At 73.0% G+C, this 25,110-nt stretch carries 26 protein-coding genes and 1 pseudogene; 16 read left to right on the top strand and 11 right to left on the bottom strand.

Annotation, left to right across the window (positions count from 1 at the left end; all coding sequences use genetic code 11):
• Positions 1-352 precede the first annotated feature (352 nt).
• Together ACWC9T_RS34555 and ACWC9T_RS34560 are read left to right on the top strand one after the other, a co-directional pair.
• Positions 353-562, top strand: a complete 210-nt coding sequence (locus ACWC9T_RS34555; protein WP_396248481.1) for an LxmA leader domain family RiPP — start codon at positions 353-355, stop codon at positions 560-562.
• 34 nt (positions 563-596) lie between these two features.
• A complete protein-coding gene (locus tag ACWC9T_RS34560) occupies positions 597-788 on the top strand; it encodes an LxmA leader domain family RiPP (protein WP_396248482.1) in 192 nt (63 codons plus the stop codon).
• A gap of 85 nt (positions 789-873) precedes the next feature.
• Here the strand turns inward: ACWC9T_RS34560 and ACWC9T_RS34565 are convergent, their stop codons facing one another.
• The 6 genes from ACWC9T_RS34565 to ACWC9T_RS34590 form a co-directional block, all read right to left on the bottom strand.
• Entirely contained in the window at positions 874-1,137 is a 264-nt protein-coding gene (locus ACWC9T_RS34565) for a transcriptional regulator (protein ID WP_449825011.1), read from the bottom strand.
• A 59-nt stretch (positions 1,138-1,196) separates the two neighbouring features.
• Entirely contained in the window at positions 1,197-1,517 is a 321-nt protein-coding gene (locus ACWC9T_RS34570) for a hypothetical protein (protein WP_449825012.1), read from the bottom strand.
• Positions 1,518-2,124: 607 nt separating this feature from the next.
• Positions 2,125-2,946, bottom strand: a complete 822-nt coding sequence (locus tag ACWC9T_RS34575; protein WP_449825013.1) for an integrase — start codon at positions 2,944-2,946, stop codon at positions 2,125-2,127.
• Between the two features lie 316 nt (positions 2,947-3,262).
• Positions 3,263-3,871 (bottom strand): TIGR03086 family metal-binding protein, encoded by a 609-nt coding sequence (locus ACWC9T_RS34580; RefSeq protein ID WP_449825014.1) that lies wholly within the window; start codon positions 3,869-3,871, stop codon positions 3,263-3,265.
• Between the two features lie 145 nt (positions 3,872-4,016).
• Positions 4,017-5,318 carry an amidase gene (locus ACWC9T_RS34585; RefSeq protein WP_449825015.1) on the bottom strand — a complete coding sequence of 434 codons (1,302 nt, stop codon included), beginning with the start codon at positions 5,316-5,318 and terminating at the stop codon, positions 4,017-4,019.
• Positions 5,319-5,373: 55 nt separating this feature from the next.
• Positions 5,374-5,604: a hypothetical protein gene (locus ACWC9T_RS34590; RefSeq protein WP_449825016.1), complete on the bottom strand. Its 231-nt coding sequence runs from the start codon at positions 5,602-5,604 to the stop codon at positions 5,374-5,376.
• A 186-nt stretch (positions 5,605-5,790) separates the two neighbouring features.
• On the opposite strand from ACWC9T_RS34590, the gene ACWC9T_RS34595 reads away from it, so the two are divergent.
• Positions 5,791-6,777 (top strand): LAETG motif-containing sortase-dependent surface protein, encoded by a 987-nt coding sequence (locus ACWC9T_RS34595; RefSeq protein WP_449825017.1) that lies wholly within the window; start codon positions 5,791-5,793, stop codon positions 6,775-6,777.
• A 101-nt stretch (positions 6,778-6,878) separates the two neighbouring features.
• Positions 6,879-7,670 (top strand): LPXTG cell wall anchor domain-containing protein, encoded by a 792-nt coding sequence (locus ACWC9T_RS34600; RefSeq protein WP_449825018.1) that lies wholly within the window; start codon positions 6,879-6,881, stop codon positions 7,668-7,670.
• A gap of 203 nt (positions 7,671-7,873) precedes the next feature.
• Here ACWC9T_RS34600 and ACWC9T_RS34605 read toward each other — a convergent pair whose 3' ends face one another.
• Positions 7,874-8,527, bottom strand: a complete 654-nt coding sequence (locus ACWC9T_RS34605; RefSeq protein ID WP_449825019.1) for an ATP-binding protein — start codon at positions 8,525-8,527, stop codon at positions 7,874-7,876.
• Positions 8,528-8,756: 229 nt separating this feature from the next.
• On the opposite strand from ACWC9T_RS34605, the gene ACWC9T_RS34610 reads away from it, so the two are divergent.
• The 11 genes from ACWC9T_RS34610 (at position 8,757) to ACWC9T_RS34660 (ending at position 21,210) form a co-directional block, all read left to right on the top strand.
• Positions 8,757-9,554: a hypothetical protein gene (locus ACWC9T_RS34610; protein WP_449825020.1), complete on the top strand. Its 798-nt coding sequence runs from the start codon at positions 8,757-8,759 to the stop codon at positions 9,552-9,554.
• Between the two features lie 192 nt (positions 9,555-9,746).
• Complete coding sequence (locus ACWC9T_RS34615) at positions 9,747-10,508, top strand: YcnI family copper-binding membrane protein (RefSeq protein WP_449825021.1); 762 nt, start codon at positions 9,747-9,749, stop codon at positions 10,506-10,508.
• A 75-nt stretch (positions 10,509-10,583) separates the two neighbouring features.
• On the top strand, positions 10,584-11,270 hold the full coding sequence (locus ACWC9T_RS34620; protein ID WP_449825022.1) for an SCO family protein: 687 nt from the start codon (positions 10,584-10,586) through the stop codon (positions 11,268-11,270).
• 73 nt (positions 11,271-11,343) lie between these two features.
• The gene (locus ACWC9T_RS34625; RefSeq protein ID WP_449825023.1) at positions 11,344-11,871 is read left to right on the top strand and encodes a copper chaperone PCu(A)C; all 528 of its coding nucleotides are present in this window, start codon (positions 11,344-11,346) and stop codon (positions 11,869-11,871) included.
• A gap of 13 nt (positions 11,872-11,884) precedes the next feature.
• The gene (locus tag ACWC9T_RS34630; protein ID WP_449825024.1) at positions 11,885-13,879 is read left to right on the top strand and encodes a copper resistance CopC/CopD family protein; all 1,995 of its coding nucleotides are present in this window, start codon (positions 11,885-11,887) and stop codon (positions 13,877-13,879) included.
• Between the two features lie 44 nt (positions 13,880-13,923).
• Positions 13,924-15,204 carry an iron uptake transporter deferrochelatase/peroxidase subunit gene (gene efeB / locus ACWC9T_RS34635; RefSeq protein WP_449825033.1) on the top strand — a complete coding sequence of 427 codons (1,281 nt, stop codon included), beginning with the start codon at positions 13,924-13,926 and terminating at the stop codon, positions 15,202-15,204.
• 204 nt (positions 15,205-15,408) lie between these two features.
• Positions 15,409-16,344 carry a prephenate dehydratase gene (gene pheA, locus ACWC9T_RS34640; protein ID WP_449825025.1) on the top strand — a complete coding sequence of 312 codons (936 nt, stop codon included), beginning with the start codon at positions 15,409-15,411 and terminating at the stop codon, positions 16,342-16,344.
• Between the two features lie 521 nt (positions 16,345-16,865).
• A complete protein-coding gene (serS, locus tag ACWC9T_RS34645) occupies positions 16,866-18,140 on the top strand; it encodes a serine--tRNA ligase (protein ID WP_449825026.1) in 1,275 nt (424 codons plus the stop codon).
• Entirely contained in the window at positions 18,137-18,970 is an 834-nt protein-coding gene (locus tag ACWC9T_RS34650; RefSeq protein WP_449825027.1) for an HAD family hydrolase, read from the top strand. Before serS ends, ACWC9T_RS34650 begins: the two co-directional genes overlap by 4 nt.
• Before the next feature lie 178 nt (positions 18,971-19,148).
• Positions 19,149-19,880: a FadR/GntR family transcriptional regulator gene (locus ACWC9T_RS34655; protein ID WP_449825028.1), complete on the top strand. Its 732-nt coding sequence runs from the start codon at positions 19,149-19,151 to the stop codon at positions 19,878-19,880.
• An 82-nt stretch (positions 19,881-19,962) separates the two neighbouring features.
• Positions 19,963-21,210 (top strand): CynX/NimT family MFS transporter, encoded by a 1,248-nt coding sequence (locus tag ACWC9T_RS34660; RefSeq protein WP_449825029.1) that lies wholly within the window; start codon positions 19,963-19,965, stop codon positions 21,208-21,210.
• An 18-nt stretch (positions 21,211-21,228) separates the two neighbouring features.
• Here the strand turns inward: ACWC9T_RS34660 and ACWC9T_RS34665 are convergent, their stop codons facing one another.
• From ACWC9T_RS34665 to ACWC9T_RS34680, 4 genes are read right to left on the bottom strand one after another with little or no spacing between them, the layout of a single operon-like run.
• Positions 21,229-21,945 carry an ABC transporter permease gene (locus tag ACWC9T_RS34665; protein WP_449825030.1) on the bottom strand — a complete coding sequence of 239 codons (717 nt, stop codon included), beginning with the start codon at positions 21,943-21,945 and terminating at the stop codon, positions 21,229-21,231.
• Positions 21,946-21,997: 52 nt separating this feature from the next.
• Positions 21,998-22,915, bottom strand: a complete 918-nt coding sequence (locus ACWC9T_RS34670) for an ABC transporter ATP-binding protein (protein WP_355675653.1) — start codon at positions 22,913-22,915, stop codon at positions 21,998-22,000.
• A 23-nt stretch (positions 22,916-22,938) separates the two neighbouring features.
• Positions 22,939-23,838: an ABC transporter permease gene (locus ACWC9T_RS34675; RefSeq protein ID WP_449825031.1), complete on the bottom strand. Its 900-nt coding sequence runs from the start codon at positions 23,836-23,838 to the stop codon at positions 22,939-22,941.
• Positions 23,822-24,862, bottom strand: coding sequence for an ABC transporter ATP-binding protein (locus ACWC9T_RS34680; protein WP_449825032.1), 1,041 nt, complete (start codon positions 24,860-24,862; stop codon positions 23,822-23,824). The genes ACWC9T_RS34675 and ACWC9T_RS34680 overlap by 17 nt, the downstream gene beginning before the upstream one ends.
• On the opposite strand from ACWC9T_RS34680, the pseudogene ACWC9T_RS34685 reads away from it, so the two are divergent.
• Positions 24,861-25,110 (top strand): annotated as a pseudogene (locus ACWC9T_RS34685) (hypothetical protein); the annotation flags it as partial. The gene ACWC9T_RS34680 and the pseudogene ACWC9T_RS34685 sit on opposite strands and share 2 nt — an antisense overlap.

Below are 25,110 nucleotides of genomic sequence, written 5' to 3' on the forward strand. Positions count from 1 at the left end.
GCCCGTTACGTCCGGGCGCCGCGCCGGGCCTCCTCCAGCGCGTCGGCCAGCTTCATCGGCGAGCGGGTCGACAGGTAGAGGTATGCCGCCCCCTCATACCGTGCCGCTCTGCGTACGCCGCACCCCGCTCTCGACAACGTCATGCCCCGCGCCGCCGCAGGAGGAGTACTGCCCCCTGATTGCTGCCCGCCTGTCCGTATTGGTTGCGACCTTCCCTGCAAAGCCCCAGGTCAGAGAGGTCGTTCGAGCAAGAGTCGGGGTTACTTTCAACTCCCGCACGGTCGGCGAAAGTGATCAACTACTTCCGAGAGCGGGAAACGCCCGGCTCCATGACTCAGATCAGAGGGTACAGATGAACACCGCTGACCAGCTCATCCAGGGCTACACCGCTTACACCACCGCCGAGGAGTTCGGCGCCGCGGCCACCTCGGGCGCCCCGGCCACCACCCCGTCGATCGCCACCGCCTCCTCGCCGGAGTGCGCCGGGCTGGCCTGGAGCGCGGTGCAGGGCGCTGCCGCCTCCCTCGGCGCGGTCACCGCCACGCACGTCCTGGGCTGCTGACCAGCTCGCACTCGCTGAACCGGAAGGAGTACAGATGAACACCGCTGACCAGCTCATCCAGGGCTACACCGCTTACACCACCGCCGAGGAGTTCGGCGCCGCGGCCACCTCGGACGCCCCGGCCACCTCGCCGCTCACCGTCACCACCTCCAGCGGCCCCTGCGGCGGCGTGGCGAGCGCCGTGAGCGCCGCCAGCATCGGCTTCACCGCCGACTGGGGCTGCTGACAGCCACTACCTGACCGTACGGTCACAAGCCGGTGGGTGCCCATGGTGAAGATGGGCACCCACCGGTGCTTTTGCGTTGGCGGCGCTACTGGTTGAGGGCCGCCGCGTTGCGCGCATTGCGCTCGGCGATCTCCTGCAGAGCGGCCAAGTGAGCCGCCAGACTATCCCGCCCGGAGGGCGTTAGGGACAGCCAGGTGCGTGGCCGGCGCCCGAAGTACCCCTTCCGGATCCTGACGTGCTTCTCGGCTTCCAGCGCGGTCGCCAGCCGGCTCAGGGCAGAGTCCGACAGCTGGCACTGCTCGCGGACCGTTCGGAAGTCGGCCTCAGCACAGCCGGAGAGAAAGGCCACGACAGCCAGTCTCGTGGGGTGCTGGAACGACGCGTCCAGGCCTCCGCTCGATGCGGGGTTCACTGGCTTCGCCTAGTCAGTCGGTACCACTCCGCCGCACCCATGGTGACCCCGCTGACGATAAGCATCCAGGCGAGCCCGACGGTCGCCCAGACCACCACGGCAACCAGTCCAGCCACCAAGGTCGGCGCCACGTCCGTCCAACGCTGGGCCTTGCTGCGATTGGTGAGCTGCGGAAGAACCCCGCCCCAGCGGCGAAACGCCATGGGTGCCATCAGGAGCCACGACACGAGCGCGACCGTAAGCAGCACCCAGGCCAACGCCCGCGGCATCTGCGGGAGAAGCGCGGCTCCGACTCCCATGAATCCGGCGGCGAACAAGCCAGCGACCACTGATGGCCCCCACGTCGGCATCCGACTGCCCGACGCAGACCGTTGTGCGGCGCCGGCGATACGGAGTGCCTCCTGCGCATCCATGGTTGACCCCCTGTTCCGTGCGAAGGGGCTCTCCTCGGCCCCCGCTTCCCGTTGCTAGTGTGGCATTTACTTTCCTGAGGCGCAAATAGTTTCAGTCATGCGGTGTGGGTGACCGTCGGGTTGACAACCGGCCCCAGTCCCCCTCGAGCGCAGAGCAGGTGAGGTGCCCTAACGGAGAAGCTGAGCATCTGCGAGTAGTTCGTGTCGTCGCGCACCTGCTGGAGTCCCAAGTCCGAGTCCGTGCACTCGAACACGTATCGGCTCAACTTCGCTCCCCCGATCGCGTTCATCGCCGATCAGCCTCCGAGCGCGCGGAGGTCGCCTACCACCTTCCGGACGTGCGGTGGTACTCCGCCGACCAGGTGGGATGGCTGCCCAGGACATCCGCGGCGGCAGCGTCAAGCTGCTCAGCTCCGAGGACGGCGGCGCGCTGCTCCGGGTGATCGCCGGCGAGATCGACTCACTGACCCCCTTCCACCGAGCGGGCCCGGACCACACGGTCCGGGCCCGGCTACAGCAGCGCGTAGAGGGCAGAGGCGTCGTCGTGGGTCTTGCCGCGCGGCCAGCGCTCGCACGCGGCGTCCGCCCGCTCCACCTCGCGGACCTGTGCGATCAGCTCGCCCGGGCCGGACTCCGCGAGCAGCCGCAGCACATCGCCCCAACTGCCCAGCCCGAAACGCTCGGTGTAGCGCGAGGCGCCGTCGGTGAGGGCCGCCAGCGCGTGCAGCCGGTCCAACCGGACGAAGCCGGTCTCGGCGTGCTCGGCCGCGCGCGGGCTGGCGGCGGCGATCCACGGGCCGTTGCCCCGGTTGCGGGCGGCGCGCAGCGCCAGCGCGTACTCCAGGTGCAACGCGGCCCGCTCGGCCGAGCCGGGGACGGTCTCCCAGACCTGGCGGCGCAGGCCCTCCCCGTCGGGGAAGCGCTGGTTGTCCCCGATCACCTTCGGCGGGCCGTCCTTGAACTCCAGCACCAGCAGCGAGTCGCCAAGCACCAGGTACTCCAGCGACTCGCCGTGCCGCCGGGCCGCGACCACCACCGCGGCGGGGGTGTTGGGGTGGGCGAGGTCGCAGCGGCCGCCGTGCAGCGCGGCCGTCTCCACGATGGCATCGGCCAGGCACTCGGCGATCGAGCGGTCCATGCGGTCGGTGAGCCGGGCGAGCAGGTGCACCCCCAACCGACGGACGTACCAGGCCGTTCCGTGCCGGCACCCGGACTCCAGGCCGGTCGGCGAACTCGCGCCGTCCAGCAGGACCAGCGCCTCCGGCGAGGCCGCCGCGAAGTCCTCGCTCTCACGGTCGGGCCGCCGTGCTTCCCCTGCGAGCTGTAGCTGCATCCCGACAGTCTGGACGCCGCCCCCGGCCCGCGCCCAGACCCGTGCGTCGGTGTGGCGCGGGCCGGTGCCCGCCGTCCGGTGGCAGCCGGGGCAATTCGGCCATACCGTCGGATAGCGACTGGACAATTCGGCCAATCGGAGCCGGTCAGGTTTGGCACCACCTACGGGTGTCCGGGCGGCCCAGGACTGACGAGGAGCGGAAGATGTTCTGGCAGTTCATCGCGTTGGCGGCCGCCTCGCTCGGCTTTCCGACCGCGGCGCTGCTCTTCCTGATCGGCGGGCCGCGCTTCCCGGACGAGACCCGGGACCGGGAGACCTAGGCGGCCTTCCAGTCCGGGTCGCGGCCGAGCAGCGCCAGGGCGCGGTCGAACCGGCCGTCGCCGCCGGGTTCGAGGCCCGGGCGGAAGGCCCGGCCGGGCGCCCGGTGTTCCGGCGCGTTCGGGACGGTCTCGGTCACCGCCAACAGCGCGTCGACCAGGGCGTCGTCGTGCTCCACCGCCACGACCAGCGCGCCCGGGGTGCCGAGCGCGGCGGCGACGTCCCAGCCGTGCACCAGGGTGTCGAGCAGGTGGAAGCCCACCGCCCGCGCGAGCGGGAACGGTCCACCGTCGCGGATCTCGGGCAGCCACAGCGCCCGGTCGACGGCGGCCGCCTCCCGGAAGGCGGCGGTGAGGTCGGCGCCGGTCCGGCGGAAGAGGCCCGCCGGGTCCACGTCGACCGGGGCGTCCGCGAACAGCGCGAGGTCGGGCCCGGCGCCGCGGGCGGCCGCGGCGAAGCCCTGGTGCTGGCCGACGCAGTGCTCCAGGAGCCGGCGCAGCGTCCAACCGGCGCAGGGGGTGGGCAGGTCCAGCTGGTCCGGCCGTACGGTGTCCACCACCTCGGCGGCCAACTCCATGGCTTGCGCGTGCAGTTCGACGAGCTTCATACGACAGCACCCTCCAGGCAGGCGGTAACGAATCCGATCGCCTGATCAACGACGGTCGGTTCCACGATGATCCGCCGATGGCCGAGCCCCCGGGCGACCACCAGGTCGAGCCGCTCCCCGTACGCCCGCCGTAGCCGATCCGGCCCTAGCCCAACGCCCGTTCCAGCACGGCGGCCTGGGCGAGCAGCCGCTCATCGTCGCCCGCCGCGCCGACCACCTGGAGCCCGAGCGGCAGCCCGGCCGCGGTCCGGCCGACCGGCAGGCTCAGCGCGGGCAGGCCGAGGAAGCTCCACGGCAGCGACATCACCGCGTCCCCGGTGCTGTGCAGGCCCTCCGGCGCACCGCCGGTCGCCGAGGGCGCCAGCCACAGGTCCACCCCGGCCTCGGCGGTCGCCGCCGCCACCTGCTCACGCAACCGCTCCCGGAACTGCAGCGCGGCCGCCCGGTCCTCGGCCGCGACGCCCTGGCCGACCCGGATGCTCGCCACCGTCTCCGACCGGTACAGGCCGCCGAACCGGGCGAACCAGTCGGCGTGACTGCGGGCCAGCTCGAAACGGTTGACGTTCTGCAACTGCCGGGTGATCTCGGCGAAGTGCGGGAACAGCGGAACCCGGCGCACCGTCAACCCGGCCCGCTCCAGCCGCTCCACCCACCCCTCGAAGGCCCGCAGCGCGGCCGGTTCGGCCCGCTCCAGGTACGAGCCGTCCGGCACGCCGAGCACGGGCAGGTCCGTTGCGGCTCCGGTCCGCCAGTCGTCGCAGAGCAGCGAGGCCGCCAGCGCCGCACCCGCCAGGTCGGCGGTGAACACGCCCAGGGTGTCGAAGCTCGGCGCGTTCGGGATCACGCCCGAAATCGGGATCCGCCCGTACGTCGGCCGGAAACCCACCACCCCGCAGTACGCGGCCGGGCGGATCACCGAACCGACCGTCTGGGTGCCGATCGCCAGCGGCACCAGCCCCGCCGCGACCGCCGCCGCCGAACCGCTGCTGGAACCGCCCGGGGTGTGCCCCGGATGGTGCGGATTGCGGGTCGGGCCCGGGGCGCTCGCCGCGAACTCGGCGGTCACCGTCTTGCCCGCGACCATCGCTCCCGCCGCCAGCAACCGGTCCACCACCACGGCCTGCGGACCCGCCAACACCCCCGGCGGCAACGCCGAACCACCGTGCGTCGGCAGCCCGTCCACGTGCACGATGTCCTTGACCCCCACCGCCACCCCGTACAGCGGCGGTCGCCCGGCCGGCTCCGGGTACCGCGCCGCCAACTCCCGTGCCCGCGCCCGCAGTCGGTCATGCCGTCCGGGCTCCGGCACGAAGGCGTGGATCAGCGGGTCCACCCGCTCGACCAGCGCGCAGAGACGGTCCACGTGCTCGGGCAGGCCCGGCGCACCGGACCGCAGCCCGACGGCCGCACGGGTCAACGACCGCGGCCGGACGAAAGATTCCTCCATGCCGATCACGGTAGCCCCGACCACAGCGGCGCCTGCGTCACGGCCACAGCCGGCCTCACGGGTGCTCGGCCGCCAGGTACGGCTGCTCGCGCAGGAAGTACGCCCCGCAGGTGTGGCAGCACAGTTCGGGGGTCTTCCCCCAGTCCGCCGCCTCCCGCACCGGAGCCCCCGGATCGAGCTCACGGCCGCACATCGCCACGCTCTGCCCGCCCCGGACCATGTGCCACAGCCGCACCCCGCCGGCCTCGCCGTCGGCGCCGTACTCGGCTCGCATCTGGTGCATCATGCACCCCATCGTCCGACCGCCCCCGGGCCCCGGCAACCGGGGGCGCCTTCTCCTACTCCCCCCAGTCGAGATCAGGCCGCCGCCGCCCGATAGGGTACGCGCACGCGACCAGCGCCGACGGCCTTCGCCGAAGCCTCAAGTCGCCCGAAATCAGCCATATTTCACCCAAAGCTGGAGCCTTGTAACGTGCGCTCTTCCCGCCTTCTGGCCGCGTCCACGCTGGTGGCGCTCTCCCTCGGCGCCACGGTCTGCGCCACCTCCGCGAGCGCCGTCGGGGTCCCCGCGACCCCGACCCCCACCGGCACTGCGACCGCCACCCCGAGCGCCACCACCGCACCCAGCCCCACCGCGACCGCGCCGGGCACCCCTGCCCCGACGGCCACCGCCAAGCCGACGAACCTGCCGACCCCGCCGATCCCGATGCCCAGCGGCGGCCCCTGCCGCGGTTACCTGCACCAGGACCTCAAGGTCACCGGCACCGGCCTCGCGAAGACCACCCTGGTCAAGGGCGGTCCGGCGCAGGAGGCAACGGTGACCTTCGAGAACACCAGCCCGGTCGACCTCAAGAAGGTCGACACCTACTTCTTCTTCACCAGCGTGGCCGAGACCGAGCCGGTGACCAACCCGGTCACCTGGGGCAAGGACGCCTTCAACATCCAGGTGAAGCTGCCCGGCGGGGACTGGAAGACCCCTTCGGCGAGCACCGTCAAGGGCGACGCCGCCTACCTGATGGTGAACCTCGGCCAGTACAAGATCGCCAAGGGTGAGAAGCTCGCCTTCCAGGTTCGCCTCGCAGCCACCGACAAGGCCGTCACCGCCCGCTACTTCGCCCAGCTGAGCGGTAACTCCGAGAGCTTCGAGAGCAAGGACGTGCCGGGCGCCCCCGCCACCGACAGCTGCCTCTCCTACGGCGGCGACTACCGCGTCAACGACCTCTTCAAGGTGGTTGACGCCGGATCGACCACCACCCCGGCCGCCACCACCCCGGCAGCCACCACCCCGGCAGCCGTCCCGGCCTCCGCGTCCGCCTCGGCGTCGACCGGTCCGGAGCTGGCCCACACCGGTGCCGACTCCAACACCCTGCCGATCGCCCTGGGCGGCGCGGCGGTGCTGGCGGCCGGCGCCGGCACCCTGTTCGTGCTGCGCCGTCGCAAGGCCGGCACGCACAGCTGATCCCGCGTCGGATGAACCCGAGGGGCGCGGACAACCGTTCGCGCCCCTCGGCGGTCTTCCCCCGGAGAGCGAACCCCCGACCCGACCGCTGGAGCCCACCGATGCGACCCGCCCGCCTTCCCGCCGCCTGCACCATCCTCGTGCTCACCGCCGGCCCGGTCGCCCTCGGTACGGTCCCCGCCCTCGCCGCCGACTCCTCGCCCACCGCGACGCCGTCGGCGACACCCGCGGCGACACCGACGGTGACGCCGTCCGCTCCGGCCCCGAGCGCCACGACCGGCCCCACGGACGCTCCGTCCGCCGGCGCCAGCCCCACCGCGACGCCCTCGGCTACCCCGACCGCGACCGGCGCCCCCGCCGACTGCCCGGAGGGCCCGGCGGCGGTCCAGATGCCGGTCACCGGCAGCAGCACCTCGGGGCAGCTCGCGGTCACGTTCGACAACATCAGCACCACGACGGTCAAGGAACTCACCACCACCGTCGCCCTCTCCGACGGCAGCACCAGCGACCTCAACGCGGAACTGCGCGCCCCCGGCGGCGTCTGGAAGCCCATCACCGTCTCCGGGACGCCCGTCAACACCGGCAGCTACCAGCTCGCCCCGGGCCAGAAGCTCACCCTGCAGCTGCGGGCCACCACCATCGGCGACCACCGCCTCACCTTCACCGCCAAGTCCGAGGTGCTCCCGAGCGGCTCCGCCCCGGCGAAGAAGTACACCTGCCCCCAGCTCACCGCCGGCTACACCAACCGCACCCCCGCCCCGACCGCCCCCACCCACCTCGCCGACACCGGCGCCGGCACCGCCTCGCGCCCCCTCGCCATCGCCGGCACCACCGCCCTCCTCCTGGGCATCACCCTCCTCTTCCTGACCCGCCGCCGCCCCGCCCAGGACTGACCGCCCGGGAGCGAGGCGCCCCGCCAGCCCTGAGGTGGGGAGGCCGCGCGCAGCAGCGAGCCACGTGCTCCCACGCCCAGGCGAGCCGTCGAAGCCCGCACGCGGATCCGCTGCCGAGGCATCCGTTCACCCTGGCCGCCACACCGCTGGCTGCCACGGCACCCGACGACGTTCGTGCGGTGACCAGCCGGCGCGGGCCACCCTCAGGAAGCCGTCCGCAGGAGGGCATCGTCCTGCCACTTGAGGATCTTGTCGAAGCTCACGATGGCGCCCCGGAGGGGGTGGTTGCGGAGTTGGACGTGGTCGGTGAGGGCGTGGATGAGGAAGAGGCCGCGGCCGGATTCGGCAGTGAGGTCGGGGAGGGTGTCGAGGTCGACCGGGCGGAGGGTGGGGGCCGGGGGGCGGCAGGGGAGCACATGGGTGTCGTAGGGGTGGCCGTCGTGGCGGGGGCGGTGGGCGGTGAGGACGCGCGCCGGGACGGTGGCGCGGGCCCGGCGGGAGCGGCGGGGCCCTCGGCCGGCCGCGGCGGGGCGGGACGCGGTGGGGCGGGACGCGGCGGGGGCGGCCGGGCGGCGGGCGAGCGGGGCGGTGGGGGCCGGCAGGCCGGGGCCGGAGTCGGTGACCTCGACCCGCAGGCGGTCGCCGCTGATCGAGGCGGTGACCTGGAAGCCGTCGTCGGGGCGGCCGGTGGCGCCGTGCTCGACGGCGTTGGCGCAGGCCTCGGTGAGGGCGACGCCGAGGTCGTCGGCGATCTGCGGGTCGACGCCCGCCGTCGCTATGGCACCGAGCAGGATGCGCCGGGCCAGCGGGACGCTGGCCGGGTCGCGCTTGAGGTGCAGAGTCCACCAGATGTCCACGGGAGGTCCCTCCTGGCTGCGGCTCCACATACAACTAGGTATCTCCGGACGAATCGGCGGTGAACCGTGCTCGGGGGCGGCTACCGCCCGTTCGGCGGATGGACTGGGGACGGGGTCTGTGCCGAAGGGCGCACGTGCGGTGGTCCACGCCGCCGCCGAACGGGGCATTCGTAGGGATTTCCCACCCTGCCCGTGTCAGTGGTGTACGCGATGAGATGATGGCCCGGCCATGACTGCCCTCCCTGCCGCCCCGTTCCCGGGCGCCTCCGTACCGGTCCGGCCGGTGGGGGCCGCCGCCTGGGATCTGCGGCTTGCCCGGGCGGTTCCGTTCGCGCTGGTGTGCACGCTGATAGCGGCCGCCGGGCACGCCCTGGCGGGTGGCGGCGACGTGCCGCCGGTCGCGCTGGCGACGGGTTTCGCCGCAGTGCTGGTGCTCGCGGTGGCGTGCGGCGGACGGGAGTGTTCGCTGGCGCCCATCGCCGGGGCGCTCGGCGCCGGGCAGCTCGGACTGCACTGCCTCTTCCACGGCTTCGGCGGCGGCATGCACCACGGTGCGATGACCATGCCGCAGGCGGCCGGTCGGCTGATCTGCAACGAGGCCCGCCCGGGCACGCTGGTCGGCCTGCCCGCCGGTACGTCGCCCGAGCAGCTGGTCTCCTCGGCGGGCCTGGACCCGCACGCGTACGCCGTCGCGCCCTGGTGGCAGGGCGGCGTGTTCGGGATGACGCCGTCGATGCTGGCCGGGCACCTGGCCGCCGCGTTGGTGGCGGGCTGGTGGCTGCGGCGCGGCGAGGCGGCGCTGTGGCGGCTGGTGCGGGTGACCGCGTCGGCGGCCCGGGAGCACTGGGCGGCGCCCCTGCGGTCGGCGTTCGTGCTGGTGGCCGCGCTGCTGCGCGGTCTGTTCGGTGGGGCCGGTCCGGCCCGCCGGTTCGGGGCCAGGGGCGGCGAGGGTCCGCTCCCGGCGGGTGCGGTGCTGCGGCACAGCGTGGTGCGGCGCGGTCCGCCGTGCGGGGCCTTCGCGTACTGACCCGGCGTTGCCCGTGCCCCTGAACGGTACCGGCTTCCGGGCGTGCGCGGTGTCCGGGCCGTTCCCGTCCGCCCACAGCGACGACGGCCCCAGGTTCTGCCCCCCACGTCCCCACGCGCGGCCCCGCCGAGGCACGGTTCCCCCGTCGCCCGGCAGTGCGGACCGCCGAGCTCCGATCGGAGACCCCGCATCATGCGTTCCCTTCCCACCCGCCGTCTTGCCGCCGTCGCCCTGACCGCCGCCGCCTCCGTGATGGCGCTGGCCGGCCCCGCCTTCGCGCACGTCACCGTGAACCCGGGCTCGGCCGCCCAGGGCGGCTACACGGCCGTCGACTTCCGGGTGCCGAACGAGAGCGACACGGCGAGCACGGTGAAGCTGGAGGTCAACCTCCCGCTGGACCACCCGCTGGCCTCCGTCCGGACCCTGCCGATGCCGGGCTGGACCGCGACCGTCGAGAAGTCGAAGCTCGACAAGCCGATCAAGGTGCACGGCAACGACGTCAACGAGGCCGTCTCCAAGATCACCTGGACCGCCGACGCGGGCACCAAGGTCGCCCCCGGCCAGTTCCAGGAGTTCCGGGTCTCGCTCGGCCCGCTGCCGACCGACACCGACAACATGGCCTTCAAGGCCCTGCAGACCTACGACAACGGCGACATCGTCCGCTGGATCGACGAGTCCAAGGACGGCCAGCCCGAGCCGGCCCACCCGGCCCCGGTCCTGAAGCTCACCAAGGCCGCCGGTGGTGACGACCACGGCGACAGCCACGGCGTCACCGCCTCCCCGGCCGCCGGCACCCACGGGGACAGCTCCGACCACGCCGCCGCCTCGGGCGACAGCAAGTCCAGCGACAGCACCGCCCGCACCCTCGGCGTGGTCGGCATCGTGGTCGGCGTGATCGGCACCGCGGTCGGCGTGCTCGGCCTGCGCCGCAAGAGCGGCGGCTCCGCCTCCTGACCCCCGCGCCGGCGGGGCCGTGCCCACCCCGGGCACCGCCCCGCCGGCGGTCCACCGCGCACGATCGGAACTCGCATGCCCCGCACCACCCGTACGAACCGCGCCACCCGCACCGCCCGGCTGGCCGGCGCGGCCGCCCTCGCGCTGGCCGCCGCCCTGAGCCTCTCCGCCTGCGGCTCCTCCGGCAGCGGCTCGACCGCCGCCAAGGTCACCCAGCAGAAGGAGGACAGCCCGTACCAGGGCACCAAGCTCGCCAAGAACTTCGAGAAGCCCGACCTCCAGCTGACCGACACCTCCGGCCAGCCGTACGACCTTCGGCAGCAGACCAACGGCAAGGCCACCCTGCTGTTCTTCGGCTACACCAGCTGCCCGGACGTCTGCCCGACCACCATGGGCGACATCGGCGTCGCGATGAAGGCGCTCTCCACGGAGGACCGGAAGAAGGTCAACGTCGTCTTCGTCTCCACCGACCCGAAGCGCGACACCCCCAAGGTGCTGCGCACCTGGCTGGACTCGATGGGCAGCGACTTCATAGGCCTCACCGGCGACCTGGAGAAGGTGAAGACCGCCGCCAAGTCGCTCGGCATCATGATCGAGGACCCGGTGGTCAACGCGGACGGCACGGTCACCTCCACCCACGGCGCCCAGGTGCTGGCCTTCCTCCCCTCGGACGACAAGGCGCACGTGCTCTACATGAGCGGCACCGAGGAGAAGACCTACGAGCACGACCTGCCGCTGCTCGCCAAGGGGGTCGCGGCGTGAGTGAGCGGAGCGAGCGAACCATCAGGGGGGGCGTGTTGCGCGAAGCGCCTGCCGAACGCAGCGAGGTGGGCGCATGAGTGAGCGGAGCGAGCGAACCATCAAGGGGTGTGCGGCGAACCGACGTTTCCGCCGGTCGGCCCTGCTGGGCGCCGTGGTCGCCACCGCCCTCGGCGGCGGCGCCATCCTGGCCGCCTGCGGGGCGGGCGGCCAGGACGGCGCCGGCGACCCGGGGCCGGCGAAGCTGAGCGTCGCCGACTCCTACATCCCGCTGCCCCCGGCCGGCGGGATGGGGGCCGGCTACCTGACCGTGCGCAACGACGGCGGGCCGGACCAGCTGGTCAAGGTGACCAGCCCGGCCGCCGGGTCGGTCACCATGCACCGCTCGACCGCGTCGGCCATGGAGCAGGTGGACAGCCTGGACGTGCCCGCGCACGGCGCGCTGCAGCTCGCCCGCGGCGGCACCCACCTGATGATCATGGGGTGGCAGAAGGCCCCCGCGCTCGGCGACGAGCTGGAGCTCGACCTCACCTTCGCCAAGTCCGGCACCATCTCGGTCAAGGTGCCGGTCAAGGAGCTCACCTACCGGCCCGGCCAGAGTTAAGGGACCCGCCAGCATGCAGAAGGCCTCGCACCGCCGGATCGCCCCGCTACGCATCGCCGGAGCGCTCGGGATGCTCGGCGCGTTGCTCGCGCTGATGCTCGCCGGAGCCGGACCGGCTTCCGCGCACGCCACCCTGGAGTCCACCGACCCGCGGCAGAACTCGGTGGTCGCCACCGCCCCGCAGGCGGTCACGCTGACCTTCAGCGAGACGGTGTCGCTGTCCGGTGACTCGGTGCGGGTGCTGGACCCGGCCGGCAAGGCCGTGGACACCGGCAACCCGGCGCACGCCGACGGCCAGGGCAACACCGCCCGGGTCGCCCTCAACAGCGGACTCGCCAACGGCACGTACACGGTGGCCTGGCGGGCCGTCTCGGAGGACTCACACCCGGTCGGCGGGGCGTTCACCTTCTCCATCGGCGCGCCCTCGGACACCTCGGTGTCCGCCACCGCGCTGCAGGGCGCCAAGGCGGACGGCCTGGTCGCCGCGCTGTACGGCACCGGGCGCACCGTGGCGTACACGGCCTTCGCGCTGCTCGCCGGGGTGGCCGCGTTCGTGCTGGTCTGCTGGCCGGCCGGCGCGACCCGGCGACCGGTGCAGCGGCTGCTGATGACCGGCTGGACGGCGCTGCTGGCCTCGACCGTCGCGGTGCTGATGCTGCGCGGCCCGTACGAGCGCGGCTCGGGCATCGGCAAGGCGCTCGACCTGTCGCTGGTGCGCGCCACCCTGGACGAACGGATCGGCACCGCGCTGGCCGCCCGGCTGCTGCTGCTCGCCGCGGGCGGGATCTTCCTGTCGCTGCTGGTCGGGCAGTTGGGGCAGCCGCAGAAGCCGGCCCCCGCGAAGGCCGACGAACACGACGACGACGCCGAGGCCGCCGAGCTGCGCGAGCTGGAGCAGCGGGCCGCCGAGCGGCCGCAGCGCGAGGCCCGACTGGGCCTGGGCGTGGCCGGGCTGGTGCTGGCGGTGGCCCTGTCGGCGACCTGGGTCGGCGCCGACCACGCCTCGGTGGGCATCCAGGTCTGGCTGGCGCTGCCGTTCGGCATCCTGCACCTGATCGCGATGGCGCTCTGGCTGGGCGGGCTGGCCACGCTGCTGGTCGCGCTGCGCGAGGGCGTCGGTGCCGAGGTGGTGGACCGCTTCTCGAAGGTCGCCTTCGCCTCGGTGGCGGTGCTGGTCGTCACCGGGATCTACCAGTCCTGGCGGGGCCTGGGCAGCTGGGGCGCGCTGACCGACACCGAGTACGGGAAGCTGCTGCTGGTGAAGACCGGCTGCGTGGTCGTCATGATCGGCGTCGCCTGGATCTCCCGCAGCTGGCTGGCCCGGTTGCGCTCGGCCCCGGCCGAGGCGGCGGAGGTCGAGCCGACCAAGGCGCCCGAGCCGATCGGCGCCGCGGCGCACAGCGAGGACCCGGTCCGACAGGCGCAACTGGCCCGACAGCAGGCCGCCCGGGCGAGTGCCGGGCGCGAGCGCGGGCTGACCCCGACCCGGGCCGGGCTGCGCCGCTCGGTACTGGTCGAGGCGCTGGTCGCGGTGGCGGTGCTGGTGGTCACCACGATGCTCACCAACTCCCCGCCCGGGCGGGTGGCGGACGAGATCAAGGCGGCCGGGAGCACCGCCCCGGTGGCCGGTGGGCCGGCGGCGGCGCCGCAGACCGAGCCGGGCCGCACGGTGGGGCTCAAGCTGCCGTACGACACCAAGGGCCGGACGCCGAACGCCAAGGGCACCGCGACGGTCACCCTCAACCCGGCCAAGACCGGCCCGAACGAGGTGAAGCTCGCGCTGGACGGTGCGGACGGGCAGCCGGTGGACGTCCCGGAGGTGCAGCTCGCCTTCACCCTGCCGGACCGCGACCTGGGCCCGCTGCCGGTGGCGCTGGCCCCGGGGGGAACCGGCCGCTGGAGCGGCACCGTGCAGCTGCCGCTGGCCGGCACCTGGGTGGTCTCGGTGCAGATCCGCTCCTCGGACATCGACCAGACCACCCCGACCCAGCAGTTCAAGATCGGGTGAGCGCGGTGGACGACGCTTCGACGGACCTGACGGACCTGACGGACCTGAGGGACCAGGCGGGCCAGAAGGGCCGGGAGGACCGGAAGGGCCCGGCAGGCTTCACCCGGCGGGCGCTGCTCGGCACGGCCGGCGCCGGGCTGCTGGTCGGCGCCGGGGCCGGGGTGGCCGGGGCGGTCGCCTACGACCGCCCGTCCGGCGAGAAGGCGGACAGGGGCGGCGCGCTCGGCGCCGGCCGGGTGCCGTTCCGCGGCGAGCACCAGGCGGGCATCCTCGAACCGCAGCAGGCCCGGGTCCAGCTGGCCGCCTTCGACCTGGCCGACGGGGCCGGCCGGGACGGGCTGCGCACCCTGCTGCAGCGCTGGACCAGGGCGGTGGACCGGCTGACCGCCGGGGAGCCGGCCGAGGAGTTCGACAACCAGGTCGCGCTGGACGCCGGGCCCTGCTCGCTCGCCGTCACGGTCGGCTTCGGCGCCGCGCTGTTCGACAAGGCCGGGCTGGCCGAGCGCCGCCCGGCCGCGCTCGAACCGCTGCCCGCCTTCACCGGCGACGCGCTGGACGCGGCGCGCGGCGAGGGCGACCTGTTCGTGCAGATCGGTGCCGACGACGCCCTGGTGGCGGTGCACGCGCTGCGGGTGCTGCAGAAGCTGGCAGCCGGGACGGCGGCGCTGCGCTGGCAGTCGGTCGGCTTCGCCCGGACCCGCGGCGCGACCGCGCGGCCGATGACCGGGCGCAACCTGATGGGCCAGATCGACGGCACCAACAACCCCAAGCCGGGCGAGGACGGCTTCGCCGCCAAGGTGTTCTGCGCGGCCGACGGGGACCACCCGGCCTGGCTGGCCGGGGGATCGTTCCTGGTGTTCCGGCGGATCCGGATGCTGCTGGACCACTGGGAGGAGCTGCCGGTGGACCGCCAGGAGCGGGTGATCGGGCGGCGCAAGGCGGACGGCTCGCCGCTGAGCGCACCGGCCGGCTCCGGCGAGGGCACCGCGGTGGACCTGTCCGCGCAGGGCCCGGACGGCGGTCTGGCGGTCCCCTCCGACGCCCACGTGCGGGTCGCGGCCCCGGCGAGCAACGGCGGGGCCGCGATGCTGCGACGCGGCTTCTCGTACCACGACGGCCTGCTGCCGGACGGCTCGCCGGACGCCGGGCTGCTGTTCCTCGCTTTCCAGGCCGACCCGCGCAAGGGCTTCACCCCGGTGCAGCGCAAGCTCTCCCGGGGCGACGGGCTCTCCCGCTTCCTGCGGCACGAGGCGAGCGGCCTGTACGCGGTGCCGCCCGGCGTGCCGGCGGCGGGCTACCTCGGACAGCAGCTACTGGAGGGGTAGGGCCTGTCTCCTGGGTTTCGTCGGATCAGGCGAGGGCCCAGGAGACGGGCCCGCGTTCCGCAAGCGCGATCCCGGTCACTGAAACGCTTTCATGCCGGGGCGGCGGAATCGTTATGGTGACTACTTCGGCACCACCCCGCTCATGCACCACCCCGCTCATGCACCACCCCGCTCAGGCACTATCCCACTGGCAACGGAGGCGTCATGTCGGCCACCCGCTACACCTATCTCGGCCCGGCCGGCACCTTCACCGAGGCGGCGCTGCACACGCTGCCCGAGGCGGCGACCCGGGAGCTGGTGCCGCTGTCCTCGGTGGCGCTGGCGCTGGACGCGGTGCGCGGCGGGGAGGCGTCCGGGGCGTTCGTGCCGATCGAGAACTCGGTGGAGGGCGCGGTCACCGCGACCAACGACGAACTGGCCGCCGGCGCACCGCTGATGATCTACCGTGAGGTGCTGCTGCCGATCTCCTTCGCGCTGCTGGTGCGGCCGGGCACCGAGTTGTCCGGGATCAAGACGGTGACCAGCCATCCGGTGGCCCAGCCGCAGGTGCGCCGCTGGCTGGCGGCCAACCTGCCGGACGCCAAGTGGGAGTCGGCCGCCTCCAACGCGGACGGCGCCCGGCTGGTCTCCGAGGGCCGGTACGACGCGGCGTTCGCGGGCGAGTTCGCGGCGCCGATCTACGGGCTGGACCCGCTGGTCAAGGACATCGCGGACGCGCAGAGCGCGACCACCCGGTTCGTGCTGGTCGGCCGCCCCGGGCGGGTCTCCTCGCCGACCGGCACGGACAAGACCTCGATGGTGGTCTGGCTGCCGGACGACCACCCGGGCGCGCTGCTGGAGCTGCTGCAGGAGTTCGCGGTGCGCGGGGTGAACCTGATGCGGATCGAGTCCCGGCCGACCGGCGAGGGGCTGGGCAACTACTGCTTCCTGATCGACTGCGAGGGGCACCTGTCCGAGCGCCGGGTGGCGGAGGCGATGATGGGGCTCAAGCGGATCTGCCCGCAGGTGCGGTTCCTCGGTTCCTATCCGCGCGCCGACCGTCAGGGCTCCAAGCACCGGCGGCCGGGCACCTCGGACGAGGATTTCGCCGCGGCGGCGGACTGGCTCTCCCGAGCGCTCGACGGGCGCGGGGACATCTGAGCCCGGTCATCCGAACGACATCTCTTGTCCTTCTGACCTTTTCCGACTGTTATCGACCGGGCCGATCAGCCGGGACGGGCGGCCGTCCCGTCGTCCACAGGGGCACCCGCAGCCGGAGGCCGCTGTCCACAGGCCTACCCACTGTCCACAGCCGAAAGTTATCCACAGACCTGGGGATGAGTCGACAAAACGGTATAGCCATTGCGCAGACCTGGTCGGATCATCGGTTTGCGTCGCGGAGATGACTAATCGGACCAGAGTCACCCTCCTGCCTCCAAATCACCCGTCCGAGTGCTTCAATTCCCTCACCCGAGAGGGTCGAATGAGGTTTGAAACCTCAATTCCCTGTCTCCGGCGAGCGGACGCCAATCCTCCCCATCGATCCACAGCTCCGGCCCCCGGCCTGTGGATAACCCGATCCCGAAGAGTTCCCCACAGGAGTTATCCACAGGATCCGGTGAGTTATCCCCAGGGGAAAACCGGTACCGGTGGAGGAACGACCGCCCGGTACGCTTGGCTCTGTGATTGACCTTCGCCTGCTCCGTGAGGACCCTGACCGAGTGCGCGCCTCGCAGCGCGTCCGTGGCGAGGACGTCGACCTGGTCGACGCCCTCCTCTCCGCCGACGAGCGGCGCCGGTCCTCGGGCAGCCGCTTCGACGAACTGCGCAACGAGCAGCGGGTGCTCGGCAAGCAGGTCGCCCAGGCCAAGGGCGAGGAGAAGACCGCCCTGCTGCAGCGCACCAAGGACCTGGCCGCCGAGGTCAAGGCCGCGGACGCCGAGCAGAGCGCGGCCAAGGAGGAGGCGGACCGTCTGCTCCGCTCCCTGGCGAACCTCATCGACCCGGCCGCCCCGGTCGGCGGCGAGGAGGACTTCGTCACCCTGGAGGAGATCGGCACCCCGCGCGACTTCGCCGCCGAGGGGTTCGAGCCCCGCGACCACGTCGAGCTCGGCCAGCTGCTGGGCGCGATCGACACCGAGCGCGGCGCCAAGGTCGCCGGTGCCCGCTCCTACTACCTGACCGGCGTCGGCGCGCTGCTGGAGCTCGCCCTGGTCAACATGGCGATCGCCCAGGCCACCGCGGCCGGCTTCATCCCGATGATCACCCCGGCCCTGGTCCGCCCGGCCGCCATGGACGGCACCGGCTTCCTCGGCCAGGCCGCCGAGAACGTGTACCACCTCGGCGACGAGGACAAGTACCTGGTCGGCACCAGCGAGGTCCCGCTGGCGGCGTACCACATGGACGAGATCATCGACGCCGAGAAGCTGCCGCTGCGCTACGCCGGCTACTCGTCCTGCTTCCGCCGCGAGGCCGGCACCTACGGCAAGGACACCCGCGGCATCATCCGCGTCCACCAGTTCGAGAAGGTGGAGATGTTCGTCTTCACCACGCCCGAGGACGCGGAGAACGAGCACCGCCGCCTGCTCCAGTGGGAGAAGGACTTCCTCAACGCGCTGGAGCTGCCCTACCGGGTGATCGACGTCGCCTCCGGCGACCTCGGCGCCTCGGCCGCGCGCAAGTTCGACATCGAGGCCTGGATCCCCACCCAGGGCAAGTACCGCGAGGTCACCTCGACCTCCAACACCACCGAGTACCAGGCCCGCCGCCTGTCGATCCGGATGCGCGAGGAGGGCAAGACCCGCCCGCTCGCCACCCTGAACGGCACCCTGGTCGCCGTCCCGCGCACCATCGTGGCGATCCTGGAGAACCACCAGCAGGCGGACGGCTCGGTCGTCGTGCCCGAGGCGCTGCGGCCGTACCTCGGCGGACGCGCCGTCATCGAGCCCGTCAAGTGACTTCGACCGCACGTCCCGGCGGTGGCGACCTGCCCTATCGGCTGGTCGCCACCGACCTCGACGGCACCCTGCTGACCAGCGAGGAGACCGTCTCCGAGCGCACCCGCGCCGCGCTGGCCGCGGCCGTCGGCGCGGGCGCGCTGCACATCGTCGTGACCGGGCGCTCGGCCGTCTGGGCCCGCCCGGTCTTCGACGAGATCGGTTACACCGGGATAGCGGTCTGCGGCCAGGGCGCCCAGGTCTACGACGCGGGCGCGCACAAGCTGCTCACCTCGCTCACCCTGGACCGCCAGCTGGCCGCGCTCGCGATCGAGAAGATCGAGGCCGAGACCGGTCCGCTGGCCGTCGCCTCCAACCAGGACGGCCTGGATGGCCAGGTGCTGGCCGGCCCCGGCTACGAGCTGCTGATCGGCTCGGACCTGCCGGTCGTCCGGGTCGAGCGCGACGAACTGCTCGCCTCCCCGGTCAGCAAGCTCTACATCCAGCAGCCGGGCCTGACCGACGACGCCCTCGCCGAGGCCGCCCGGCACGCCGCCGGCGGCCTGGTCGGCGTGGTGATGGCCGGGGCCGGCGTGGTCGAGCTGCTGCCGCTGGGCCTGTCCAAGGCCACCGGCCTGGCCGTCGCCGCCCGCCGCCTGGGCGTGCGGGCCGCCGACACCATCGCCTTCGGCGACATGCCCAACGACGTCCCGATGTTCGGCTGGGCCGCGCACAGCGTGGCCATGGCCAACGCGCACGAGGAACTGCTGGCCGTCGCCGACGAGGTGACCGCGAGCAACGACGAGGACGGCGTGGCCGTCGTCCTGGAGCGGCTCTACCCGGCGCGCTGAGCAGGCGGGGCCGGGGTGACCGCCAGTACGCCGGTGACCCGGTGGAGCTGGCGGTCCTGCGGGCACAAACGACGAGGACCGGCTGTTCGGGGAGAGCTCACGGGCGGTTGTAGGATGACCGGGCAATCAGTTGTAGGATGACCGACGACCGATGAGCGGTGGCGAAGGGAGGCCCGGAATGAGCGGCGACCGCAACAACCTGCAGGCGGCCGGGCGGCGCTCCCTGGTGGACACCGCGATCGACCAGCTGCGCGAGCAGCTGGTCGGCGGCGCCTGGCCGGTGGGGTCGCAGATCCCCACCGAGCACGAGCTGGCCGAGCGGCTGCAGGTCGGGCGGAACACCGTGCGGGAGGCGATCCGGGTGCTGGTGCACGCCGGGATGCTGGTCTCCCGGCAGGGCGAGGGGACCTTCGTACGGTCCACCAGCGACCCGGCGGCGGTGCTGCGCGGCGTCCAGCGCTCGGGCATCCGGGACGTCCTGGAGGTCCGCGCGGCGCTGGAGACCGAGGGCGCCCGACTGGCCGCCCTACGGCACACCCCCGAGGACATCCGGCGGATGCGGGCCGCACTGGCCCGCGAGGCCGAAGTGTTCGCGGCACACCCCGAGCGGGCCAGCCGCGAGGCCACCGTCGAGCACGACCTGGAGTTCCACACCGCCGTCGTCGAGGCCGCGCACAACCCGGCGCTGGCCGAGGTGTACCGCTACTTCGGCGCCTCCGTGCGCGAGGCGATGACCTCCGCCTTCGGCGACCACGACATGCCCGAGGCGGTCGTGGCCACCCACGAGGCGCTGGTCGACGCGATCGAGAGCGGTGACCCGGACCGCGCCGAGGCGGCGTGTCGTGCGCTGCTCGCCGGCCCGACCGCGGCCGTCGAGCAGCTGCTCGCGGCCATCGCGGCCCGGAAGTAGTAGGGCGCGAGCCCCTCTCCCGTCCGTCCGCGCCCTCCCCCCGGTCTTCAAAACCGAGCCGTCAGAAAAGAACAGCACACCCATGGCCGTCACCCGTGCCCAGCAGCCGGTTGTCACCACCCCTGCCCCGCTCCCCCTGCGCTCCCGGCTGGCCCACCCCGCCCTGCTGTTGACCGGCATCGTGCTGGTCGCGCTGAACATGCGCGCCTGCCTGGCCGCCATCTCCCCGATGGTCGGCGAGATCCAGCGCACCTTCGGCCTGTCCGCCACCGCGAGCGGGCTGATCACCACCGTCCCGGTGCTGTTCCAGGGCGTCGGCGCGCCGCTCACCCCCCGGTTGACCCGCCGGTTCGGCGCCGAGCGGGTGGTGCTGGGCGCGGTGCTGGTGCTGGGTGCCGGCGTGCTGCTGCGGGTGCTGCCCTCGGTGTTCGCGCTGTACGCGGGCTGCGTGGTGATCGGCGTGGCCATCGCGGTGCTGAACGTGTCGATGCCTGGTCTGGTCAAGCGGGAGTTCCCGGACCGCGCGGCCACCATGATCGGCGTCTACTCGACCACCATGCTGGTCGGCGCGACCCTCGCCGCCGGCACCTCCGTCCCGCTGGAGCACGCGCTCGGCGGCGGCTGGCGGGCCTCGCTCGGCGCCTGGTCGCTGCTCGCCCTGGTCGCGGCGGTCGCCTGGCTGCCGCAGCTGCTGCGCTCCCGGCAGGAGAAGGCCGCGGTGACCGCGGTGACCGCGGCGGCCCAGCCGGGCAAGCCGATCGAGGGCATCTGGAAGTCCCCGCTGGCCTGGCAGATCAGCCTGTTCATGGGCATATCGTCGCTGCTGGTCTACACCCTGGTCGCCTGGATGCCGACCATCCTCGCCGACCACGGCATGGACCGCGGCCAGGCCGGGCTGGTCTTCGCCTTCTCCAACCTGGTGCAGGTGGCCGGTGCCTTCCTGGTGCCGCTGATGGCCGGCCGGATGACCAGCCAGCGCGCCCTGGCGGTGACCATGGCCGCCCTGAACGGGCTCGGCATCGCCATGCTGCTGGTCGCCCCGGTCTCCGCCGCCTGGGTGTCGGCGGCCGTCCTCGGCGTCGCCCAGGGCGGTTCGCTGGGCCTCGGCCTGGCGTTCATCGTGCTGCGCACCGGCACCGCGGCCGGCGCCGCCCAGCTGGGCGGGATGTCGCAGGCGATCGGCTATCTGGTCGCCGCGGCCGGCCCGGTCGGCGCCGGTGCACTGCACCAGCTCACCAGCGGTTGGGAGGCCACCCTGGCGCTGATGCTGGTGCTGGTCCTGGTGGTCGGCGCGGCCGGCCTCGGCGCGGGCCGCAACCGGACGCTGTAGGGCGTCGCTCCCCGGCCGCTACTCCTCCGCGGCGAGGGTCAGCCCGGCGAGCTTCACCGAGGCCAGCACCGTCGCCGCGACGGTGACCACCAGCAGCAGCGGGACGGCCGCCCCGAGCGAGACGTCGGCGCCGATCGCGGTGTCCCCGGCCACCGCCTCGGCGACCGCCCGGCCCCACTGCTGGACGCTCAGCGTCCGGGCGCCCTCGACGAAGTTGCCGATCAGCGACTCCCAGATCAGCGCGTACGCCAGCCCGGCCACCACCGCGTGCCGGGTTACCACGCCGAGCAGCAGGAACAACGCGCTGTACGCGGCCCCGGCGACCAGCGCCGCGACGGTGTAGCCGAGTGCCACGCCGTCCTGGGTGCCGTACAGCAGCAGCCCGGAGACCAGCGTCGGGACGGCGGCGAACACCCAGACGGTGCCGATCGCGACGGTCAGCTTGGTGGTGACGATCTGCCGGCGCGGCAGCGGCTTGGCGAGCAGGTAGACGATCGAGCCGTCGTCGATCTCGGTGGCGATCACCCCGGTGCCGACCACCAGGCCGAGGATCGGGACGAGAGTGCCGAGGTCCAGCTGCCCGAGGATCTTGACGGTCAGGCTGTGCGCGTCGCCGCTCGACCCGGCGGCGATCGCCGAGACGATCAGCAGCAGGGCCGGAGCCACCAGCAGCAGGGCGCCGCGGCGGCGGCCGAGCAGGCCGCGCAGGGTCAGCCTGGCGACGGTCGGGTTCATGGTCGGTCGGCCCCTTCCTGGGTCCGGTTGGTGACGTGGATCAGGCGGCAGGTCATGCCGAGACCAGGTACGAGAAGACGCTCTCCAGCGACTCGTCCGCCGGGGAGACGGTGTACAGCCGGATGCCGGCCTCCCGGGCCACCCGGGGCAGCAGGGTGGTGAAGCCCTGGAAGTTCACCGCCTCGATCCGCAGCGCCCTCTCCCGCTCGTCCACCTCGATCCCGGTGGTGGAGCCGTCGGCGATCAGCGCGGCGGCGAGCCGGCGGTCGTCGCTGGAGCGGACCAGGTAGCGGTGCGGGCGGTCGGTCATCAGCCGCCGGATCCGGCGGAAGTCCCCCGAGGCGGCGTGCCGCCCGGCCACCACCACCTCGATGTGCCGGGCCAGCTGCTCGACCTCCTCCAGGATGTGGGAGGAGAAGAGCACCGTCCGGCCGTCCGCGCCGAAGCGGCGCAGCAGCTCCATCAGCTGCAGCCGCTGGCGCGGGTCCATGCCGTTGAAGGGCTCGTCCAGCAGCAGCACGGCCGGGTCGTGGACGAGCGCCGAGGCCATCTTGACCCGCTGCTTCATGCCCTTGGAGTACGTCCCGGTGCGGCGGTCCTTGGCGTACGCCATCTCGACCAGGTCCAGGGCACGCCGGGCCGCGGCGCCGGGCTGGGGAAGGCCGTGCAGTTCGGCGTTGGCGAGGACGAACTCCCAGCCGGTCAGGTAGTCGTACATCGATTCCCGCTCGGGGACCAGGCCGATCTGCCGGTACACCTGCTGGTTGCGCCAGATCGGCGCGCCGTCCAGGGTGACCGCGCCGCTGGAGGGGGCGAGGAAGCCGCTCATCATGTGGATGAGGGTGGACTTGCCCGCGCCGTTGGGCCCGAGCAGGCCGGTGATGCCGGGGCCGATCGACATGGTGATGTCGTTGACCGCGACCACGTTCCCGAACCAGCGGGAGACCTTGTCGATGCTGATGGTGGCCATGCCGCCCTCTCAGACGTTCCTGCTCAGACGTTCTTGTAGCGGCGCAACAGGAGGCGGTACGAGCCGACCACCATCGCCGCGGCGACGAGTGCGAACACCACCAGGCCCAGCCCGCCCGGGGCGTGCCGGCGGTCCAGGCCGGTGCCGAGGTCGAACACCTCGTTGACCAGGGCCTCCACCAGGCCGTTGGGCGAGATCAGCGCGGTCCACTGGGCGGCGTCGGAGCCGCCGGGACCGGGGCTGCTGATGCCGACCGCGATCGCGGCCACCGCCGAACTGACCGCCAGGTAGCCCATGATGGCCGCCACCCCGAAGCCCCGGCGCGGCGTCGCCGCCGCGATCACCAGCGCGACGGAGGTCGGCACCAGGGCGTACAGCACGGCCGCCGCCAAGCCGTACAGGAAGTGGCTCGTGTTGTGCGCGAAGTCCATCCCGCCGAGCAGTGCGCCGATGTACAGCACCAGCAACGGGGCTGCCATCAGCAGGAGTTGGGCGCAGGCCATGGCGGCGAACTTGGCCCGGACGTAGTCGGTGCGGGTGATCGGGCGGGAGAAGTAGAGCGGCACGGTGTGGTACCGCAGATCCCGGGAGAGCAACACCGGCGCCTGGGAGGCCAGGAAGATCGAGACCACCAGGCCGAGGCTGGAGAGGTAGCCGGCGTACTCCACCGGCAGCTCGTCCCGCTTCAGGGAGAGCGCGACCGCGACGAAGATCATCGCGGGGACGGTGACCACGCCGAGCATCAGCATCGGCAGCACCTTGGACTTGCCGGAGCGGCCCAGGCCGTAGGCGGCGCGCAGGCTCTGGGTGAAGAGCGAGCGGGTGGCGTAGGCGCGGCCGAGCCGGGGGCCGGTGTAGCCGCGGTAGCCGATGTCGTGGATGACACCGGTGTCGGCGGGCCTGGCGTCAGGAGGCTGCGGCATCGTCCGTCCCTCCCCTGGCGTTCTCGTTGTCGCGCTCGGTGTCGGTGTCGGTGTCGGTGCCGTTGTCGGTGAAGAGTTCGGCGACCCGGTGGCGGCGCTGCTCCAACCGGACCAGGCCGAGGCCCAGTTCGGCGACGGTGTCGCGGATGGTGTCGTAGGTCTCCTCGCTGGCCAGCCGGACCAGCAGCAGGTGCGAGCCCTCGGACTGGACGGTGAGGCCGGCGGCGGCCAGCCGTTCGCGGACCTCGGCGCCCGGCTCGGCGCCGGAGCCCTCCGGGAGGTCCGTGACCTCGACGGCGAGGACGGCCGTCGCCTCGGTGAAGGAGGCGGTGGAGGAGGAACGCAGCAACTTGCCGCCGTCGATGACGACCAGGTGGTCGCAGGTGCGCTCCAGTTCGCCGAGCAGGTGGGTGGTGACCAGCACCGAGATCCCGAAGTCGGTGTGGACCCGGCGGATCAGGCCCAGCATCTCGTCCCGGCCGGCCGGGTCGAGGCCGTTGGTCGGCTCGTCCAGCAGCACCAGCTTGGGATCGTGCACCAGCGCCTGGGCGAGCTTGACCCGCTGCTTCATGCCGGTCGAGTAGCCGCCCATCGGACGGTACCGCTCCTCGTACAGGCCGACGTGCCGCAGGGTGTCCGCGGTGCGCTCACGGGCGGCGGTGGCGGGCAGGCCCGCCATCCGGGCCATGTGCACCACGAACTCGGTCGCGGAGACGTCCGGCGGCAGGCAGTCGTGCTCGGGCATGTAGCCGACCCGCTCGCGGATCTCGGAGCCCCGGGCGGCGATGTCCAGGCCGAGCACCTCGCCGCGGCCGGAGGTCGCCGGGGCGAGCCCGAGCAGGATCTTGATCAGGGTGGACTTGCCCGCCCCGTTGGCCCCGACCAGCCCGACGACCCCGGGCTGCACCTCGACGGTCAGCTGGTCGAGGGCGGTGACCCGGGGAAACCTCTTGGTGAGGCCCTCGGTCTTGATGACAGCAGTGGACACGCCCTCAACGTAACGGTCTTGCGCGGTAAGGGCCATGAGCTGGAATGACGAAGTCTCCTGCTGCTGCGGTATGACGCCGGGCCCGCTCTCCCCTAGGGGTCAGGGCGGGTCGGCGAAATCGGGACCCGCATGTACTCTTGTCGAACTCTTTAACTTACTTGCCCATTTCTTTGCCAACGGGGGTGGCGGCCCCGGGCCGGCCGGCGCCACCGAGAGCGAGGTGGACGAGCAGGCCTGGGAACGCGCCCTCGGCACCAGCCGGCTGGCCGCCGCCCTGGAACCGG

The sequence above is a fragment of the Kitasatospora sp. NPDC001159 genome, from assembly GCF_053598235.1.